The organism is Pirellulales bacterium (assembly GCA_035499655.1).
In the GTDB taxonomy this organism is placed as follows: Bacteria; Planctomycetota; Planctomycetia; order Pirellulales; family JADZDJ01; genus DATJYL01.
On the sequence record DATJYL010000077.1, the window covers coordinates 1 to 7,289 of the forward strand.

Consider the following 7,289-nt stretch of genomic DNA (forward strand, 5'->3'; position numbering starts at 1 on the left):
CTTACACTTCGAGCCGTTTGAAGACGAATTCCGCATTCGCATCAAGGCGGACGGCGTGCTGTACGAAATGGTCCCCCCGCCGCGGCATCTCGCTTTCGCCATTACCACGCGCCTCAAAGTCATGGCCGATTTAGATATCGCCGAACGCCGTCTGCCGCAGGACGGCCGCATCGAGCTGACTGTCGGCGGCCATCCCGTCGACATGCGCGTCAGCGTCTTGCCCACCATGTTTGGCGAAAGCGTGGTGTTGCGAGTGCTCGATCGTTCGGTCGTGCAACTCAACTTGAACAAAGTCGGCATGGACAGCAAAACGTTGGCGGAATTTCGGACTGCCATTAACAAACCCAACGGCATTGTGCTCGTCACCGGTCCGACCGGCTCGGGCAAAACCACCACCTTGTATGCGGCGCTCAGCGAATTGAATACCGTTGAAGACAAACTCATCACCACCGAAGACCCGGTGGAGTACGATATCGACGGCCTGGTGCAAGTCCCTATCGACGCTTCCATCGGCAACACGTTCGCCAATTGCTTGCGGGCGATTTTGCGGCAAGACCCGGACCTCATTCTCGTCGGCGAAATCCGCGACGTAGAGACGGCCGAAATAGCCGTGCAAGCCTCGTTGACCGGGCACATGGTGTTCAGCACGCTGCACACCAACGACGCTCCCAGCACCGTCACCCGCTTGCGCGACATGGGCGTGCCGCCGTTTTTAATCACCGCCACACTAGAAGCGGTATTGGCGCAGCGGCTGGTGCGGCGGATTTGCGCCCAGTGCAAGGAGGAGGTCGCCCCCACCCCCGATTTGCTGGCCGATTTAGAGCTCAAGCCGGCCGACATCGCCGGCAAAAAGTTCTACCGCGGCAAAGGCTGCGATGCCTGCAATCGCAGTGGCTATCGAGGACGCGTCGGTTTGTTCGAGATGATGAATTTCAACGATGACATCCGCGACATGATCATGCGCAACGCCTCGACCGACGAGCTACGGGCCGCCGCCCGCGCCATCGGCATGGTCACCTTGCGTGATGCGGGCATTCAGGCCGTGTTCGAAGGCACGACTACCGCCGAAGAAGTCATCCGCGAAACCATTGTGGAAGCATAACCCCGACAATGACGAATGACCATTCACCACTGACCACACACTACTGACTACTGACCACTGACCACTCGGTGCCTTATGCCCACTTTTCAATTCGAGGCGATGGATTCGGCCGGGCAAGAAATTAAGGACATGATCGAAGCCCCCACCGAGGCCGAAGCGCAGGCCACCATTCGGCAAATGGGCTACTTCGTCACCAAAATCTCGGTGAAGAAGGAGCGCAAGAAGAAGGCCGAAAAAAAAGACGGCAAAAAGAAGCGTGGCCTGGCCATCGGCGGCGTCAGCAGCAAAATGCTGTCGACTTTCACGCGGCAGCTTTCCATCCTGCAAGACGCTGGTCTGCCGATTTTGCGAAGCCTTCGCATTTTGGAAGGGCAACAAAAGCCCGGGCGCTTGAAAAACAGCCTGATGGACGTCTGCGACGAAATTGAAGCCGGCGCCACGCTCAGCGAAGCCATGGCCAAAAGCCCCAAGGCCTTCGACCGCCTGTACGTCAACATGATCAAAGCCGGCGAGGCGGGCGGTGCGCTGGAAGTTATCTTGCGCCGCCTGGCCGAGTTCCAGGAACGCGCCCAATCGCTCAAGCGAAAAGTCAAAGGCGCCATGGTCTACCCCATCGTGGTCGTGTCTGTGGCGGTGGGCATTCTCGTGTTCATCATGATGAAAATCGTGCCGGCGTTTCAAAAAATCTTCGAAGATTTCAGAACCACGCTGCCCGCGCCCACGTTGCTGCTCATCAAAATGTCGTACGCCACAGTGCATTTTTGGTTTTTGATTCCCGCCATTCCCATTACGATTTGGTTGTTCATCAAGCTGTTGCGGAAATTCAATTACGGTCGAGTCGGCTGGGATTTGTTCACCCTCAAGGTGCCGGTGTTTGGGCAACTGATCGAAAAAAACATTATGGCCCGCACCACGCGCACCTTGGGCACCTTGGTGGCCAGCGGCGTGCCGATTTTGGAAGCGCTGAACATTACCCGCGAAACTTCCGGTAACGCCATGTTCGAGCGGCTCTACGGCAAAGTCATCGAATCGATCCGCGAAGGCGAAAGCATCGCCAAGCCCTTGCGCGAGCATTCCACGCCGCCGTTCAATGCCATCACGGTCTTGTTCTGGTTCTTGTTTGCCGGCGGGCCAATCGGCGTGCTGCTGTACCTGACCAAGGTTAAGCAGCGCGTCGTCGACGATTTGGTCGTCAACATGGTCGACGTGGGCGAAGAAACCGGCGAATTGGACACCATGTTGTACAAAGTGGCCGACACCTACGACGAAGAAGTGGCCGTGCTCACCGAAAGCTTGGTCAGCTTGTTGGAACCGTTGTTGATTGTGTTTCTCGGCGTCATGGTCGGCTTCATTGTCATTTCGTTGTTCCTCCCCTTGGTCAAACTGATTACCGACCTATCCAGCGGCGGAAAGAAAAATCACTAGAAAAGCATAGCGCCCGGCGTCCACGCCGGGTTGGCAACACATACCGGTTACACTCGGATTTCCCCAAGCCGTCGGCTTTGCCGGCGACGATTGAACCGAAAGGACGGCACTTTATGTTCACGTGCCATACGAGCAAGCGGCGATGGTCGGTCCTTGGCCAGTGGCCAGTTGTCAGTGATCCGTCAGAAACAACGGACAACGGACAACGGACAAAGGGTCAGCCTCATTCTCGGCCTTCGTCCCCGGCCCCTCGTCCCTTCGCTTTCACCCTGGTCGAAATGCTGGTGGTAATCACCATCATCGGCCTGTTGGCCTCCCTGGTCTCGGTCGCCGCATACCAAGGGCTGCAAGCTGCTAAACGCGCCCGCACCCAGGCCGAAATCGTCAACATGGCCAACGCCATCGAGCAATACAAACAAAAATATGGCGACTACCCCCCCTCGTTTTTAGATCATACCGATCTGAATGCCCGGACCCGGATGATTCAGCATTTGGCCAAGGCCTTCCCGCGCTGCAATCCGAACGTCGAAGTTTGGTACATCCCCTGGTGCGACACCACAAAAAACACCAGCTTTTATCCCTACTTGGACAGTAGCGGCACGGTTCAACTCTGGGACCCCGCCACCGGCAACACGGAGGGAACCGCCAGCGCGTCGCCGCTGACCCCGGCGCAAGCCCTGGTGTTTTGGCTCACCAGCATCAGCAAAGACCCGGCGCATCCGCTGTCATCGCCCACCGCCGATCGCCAATCGTTCTTCGATTTTGACACGTCTCGGCTCACTTTGCTTTCGACCGGCAGCGCACCGGGATGGAATACCGTTACGGTTTCCGGCACGCTGCCGACCTGGAGCGCTGGACCCACCCCCGCCAGCTCCGGCGCCATCTATCCCAAGTACAACCCCGGCGCGTATCTTCCGCGCGACGGCGGCCAACAGGCGTACGTGTACTTCGAAGCCCAATGCTACTTGTTCCACGCGATGTTTCTGCCGAGCAACTATCCGCCCCCCTCGCCACCAGCAGCCACTCCGCCACTTAACAATCCGCCGATCCCGTATCTATCGCAATCTACACCCTGGGATACCAACGGCAATGGCGTGCTGGATGTCGGCGCTCCTAGCACCACCACATTTGACATTACTACCGATAGCTCATTGGACATCATCTCGAAATCGTTTTCCGATTTTCAAAAACTGTGTGTGAATCCCAAATCGTTCCAAATCATTTGTGCCGGCGCGGATAATGATTTTGGACTGGCGAATTACATCACCACTCCAGTCGCAGGATCAGCACCGGGTCTTTCCGCACCGGTCGCGCAAACGCAGGTACATTACAACGGCCTGACGCTAAACATTTATTACAAGTCCTATCCCGACGGCCAAGGTTACGACACCACCACCAACGCCGACGACGATAACCTTACCAACTTCACCGAAAAAACCTTGGGACAAGCGAAACCGCAATAGCAGGGGGCAGGGTGTAGGGTGCAGGGCGCAGAAGGCAGCAGACGTGAACAGAGATTTAATGATGCAGACGACACATCGCAAACACTTGTGCGGAAAACTTCGACGCCTTCGGACTTTTTCTGTCCTGCGCCCTAGTTCCTGCGCCCTCCCCCCTGCGCCCTGCACCCTGCATCCCGCCTTCACCCTGGTCGAACTGCTGGTCGCCATTACCATCATGGGCATTCTGTCGTCGATCGCGCTGTTCGCCCTGGCCAGCGTGCAGGAATCGGCCAAGGGCGACAAAACCCGCGCCACCATCGCCAAGCTCAACGCGCTGGTCATGGCCAAGTACGAATCGTACCGCACCCGCCGCGTCCCGGTCGACGTAAAAGCGGTGGCGGCCTACCGAAACTACGCGGCCAATAATTTGGGTTGGGCCGAAGCGCGCGTCGATGTGCTCCGCGAGCTCATGCGGATGGAACTGCCCGATCGGTTCACAGATATTATCGATAATCCGGTCACGGCTTGGACCGATGCCACCACCGGCAAGCCCGATTACATGCAGCGCCCGTCGGCCAGCGTGGCTTATTTGGCGGCCCTTCCCGCCACGCGCTCCACCTTCGCCGAAGGGGCCAAATGTTTGTATCTGTTTGTCAGTCATGGCACCGACAATCCCGACGTCATGCAGTTGTTCGGCCAGGACGAAATTGCCACCGACACCGACGGCATGAATTATTTCGTCGACGGTTGGGGCCAGCCAATTTTTCTGCAGCGCTGGGCGCCCGGGTTTACTTCGCCGCTGCAACCGTGGAATGTGAATCCCACGGATGCCCTGGGCAATGCAAACACCAACAAAATTTATCCGACCACGCACGATCCGCTCGATCCGTTGCAAATGTATCGGCCCACCACGGGCGATTTGTTTTACAATCCGACTTTGCCGGCCAACGAACAAATCTACCCGCCCTTGTATCCGCTGATTTTTTCCTGCGGCCCAGACCAAATTGCGGACATTTTTTTAGAAGGGACCGATCCGGTCAGCGGCTCGCCGAATTTTCATTATTCCACGACCAGCCCACCCAATAATCCCTTCGCCGTGGTCGTCGGCGGACTATTTGGCGCGCCCACCGATTTGCCCAACGGCAATGATCCGAAAAACCTTATCGACAACTCCGTCGACAACATCACCAACCACGATATGTCGGAAAACCAATGAAGCAGAAGTGGTCAGTGGTCAGAAAGCAGTGGTCAGTTGTCAGACCTCGGCGAGCGCAGTCGAGCCGTGGTCAGTGGCAAGTTGAACCCTCTCCCTTTGGGAGAGGGCAGGGTGAGGGTGCTGACTTCCGCCGCCTGCCCGCCCCCTGCACCCTGCCCCCTGCCCCCTGCCCCCTCCGCCGCGCCTTCACGCTGGCCGAGCTGTTGATCGTAGTCGCCATCGTCGTGTTGGTTTCCATTGCTACCGTGCCGCTGGTCAGATCGACGTTAGATACGCGCCGCATTCGCGAATCGGGCCGCTTGGTCAGCACGCAGTTTGCCTCCGCTCAAAGCGAAGCCTTGGCCAACGGCCGCTCCGCCGGCGTCTGGCTGGAGCGCATGACGAACGAGCCGACCGCCAGCATGGATTTGTTTTTGTGTACCGTGCCGCAGCCCTACGCGGGCGATTCGGAAAGTTCGGTTGCCAATGTCACGGTAAATGGCGGAGTTGGCGCCGTCACGGTTTATAGTTACACCGCCGTAGGAGGTTCCACCGATGTCGGCTGGGAGGGCTTGCTACGGCCCGGCGATCTCATCCGCTTCAATTATTCCGGACCGTATTATTCGCTCGCGGCCCAAAGCGGCGGAAGCACGGTCGATGCCAATGGATATTTGCAGCCGCCCACTGGTAACGCAAATACGGTTTTCTCTATCACCCCCGTCGACCCTGACGATTTCACCTCCACCGGCGCGCCTGCTTTCCGTCATCTTCCCCCCGCGGCATTTACGGCTGCTGGCTGGACCACGCCGTTTCAGATTTTCGAGCAGCCGGTAAAGGAATCGAACGTCCCCGTGCAATTGCCTGCTGGCGACGTCGTCGATTTGAATTACTCTGGCATGTCCGGTCTGAATTTCGGAATGTTTGGCAGCCCCACGTCGGGCAACAGCACCCAGCCGATCATTGTCATGTTCGACCGTAGCGGGGCGGTAGACAGCCTGTATCTCAACGGCGCCAAGCAGGCGATTTCCGGGCCGTTGTATTTCCTGGTTGGCAAGCGCGATGAATTGGCTTCGCTGTCTCTGCCGCCGGGAGTTACGCAGGACAATTTAAACGACTTGGAAAACGTGTGGGTGGCCGTCAATCCGCAAACCGGCCTGGTTACCACGGCCGAAGTGGCCTCCGGCGGCAGTGTGTCCGCCTCCCGCGCCTTTGCCACTTCGGCCCAATCGATGGGAGGCAAGTGATGCGAAGTCAGTGGTCAGTGGTCAGTTTTCGGACTTCGGCGCGCTCCGTCGAGCCGTGGTCAGTTAAACCCTCTCCCTTTGGGAGAGGGCAGGGTGAGGGTGCCGACCCTCCGCCTTCTGCCTTCTGCCTTCTGCCTTCTGCTTTCCGCCCTCTGCCTTCCGCCTTCCGCCGTCTGCCTTCGCCGCGCCGCCGCGGCATTAGCCTCCTGGAAGTGCTGATTTCCATCGGCGTCATGGCGGTCGGAATGCTCAGCATTGCCGCGCTGATTCCCGTCGGCGGCGTGCAAGTGAATAAAGCCAACATCGAGGAGCGCAAAGCCACGCTCGGCCAAAATGCCTACCGCGATTTCCAAATCCGCGGCCTGGGAACAATCCCAACGCTTCCCGATCCGACGACTCTTACACCCTCACAGATTACTGCGATTCAAAACCAGGGGCCGTGGGTAGCTGGAAACGGCTCACCATTTTTCACACCGTCCGGTCACACTTGGCAGCCGTATGCGCAACTTCCCTTTGTGATTGATCCGGAAATGATCGCCGTCGGGCACGCGGCAGTGCAGGACATTGGCGTCGCTTCGTTCCCTCCAACATACTCAGCCTACAACGTCAACTCTACTTCCGACCCGTTTATTCAGGCGAACAAAGCTTTAATTCAGGCATATCAAGCCAATCCTCCGCCAGGGCCAATAATCGCACGATTGGGCCTGGATTTAACCGCTCCGTTAGATACCACGAATACTCACGTTCCCAGCCGCCCGCTATCCGACGTCATTTTCACCGCGACCGACGACGTCCTGACCAACCGCGCCGACGACAGCAGCCACCCCGGCTCCAGCGCGCTGATCTACGCCGACGCCCCCTACAACACCATGCCGCTCAAG

Annotated in this window: 6 protein-coding genes; all 6 read left to right on the top strand. The window is 58.1% G+C overall.

All coding sequences use genetic code 11. From position 1 onward, the window contains the following. Positions 1-1,102: GspE/PulE family protein (locus VMJ32_05620; GenBank protein ID HTQ38483.1), on the top strand; the 1,102-nt coding region annotated here is incomplete at its 5' end. A gap of 75 nt (positions 1,103-1,177) precedes the next feature. Further along, positions 1,178-2,527, top strand: a complete 1,350-nt coding sequence (locus tag VMJ32_05625; protein HTQ38484.1) for a type II secretion system F family protein — start codon at positions 1,178-1,180, stop codon at positions 2,525-2,527. A gap of 113 nt (positions 2,528-2,640) precedes the next feature. Then, positions 2,641-3,990, top strand: coding sequence for a prepilin-type N-terminal cleavage/methylation domain-containing protein (locus tag VMJ32_05630; protein ID HTQ38485.1), 1,350 nt, complete (start codon positions 2,641-2,643; stop codon positions 3,988-3,990). A 43-nt stretch (positions 3,991-4,033) separates the two neighbouring features. Continuing rightward, positions 4,034-5,185, top strand: coding sequence for a type II secretion system protein (locus VMJ32_05635; GenBank protein ID HTQ38486.1), 1,152 nt, complete (start codon positions 4,034-4,036; stop codon positions 5,183-5,185). Continuing rightward, positions 5,182-6,408 (top strand): prepilin-type N-terminal cleavage/methylation domain-containing protein, encoded by a 1,227-nt coding sequence (locus tag VMJ32_05640; protein ID HTQ38487.1) that lies wholly within the window; start codon positions 5,182-5,184, stop codon positions 6,406-6,408. Before VMJ32_05635 ends, VMJ32_05640 begins: the two co-directional genes overlap by 4 nt. Then, positions 6,408-7,289: prepilin-type N-terminal cleavage/methylation domain-containing protein (locus VMJ32_05645; protein HTQ38488.1), on the top strand; the 882-nt coding region annotated here is incomplete at its 3' end. The genes VMJ32_05640 and VMJ32_05645, both read left to right, overlap by 1 nt.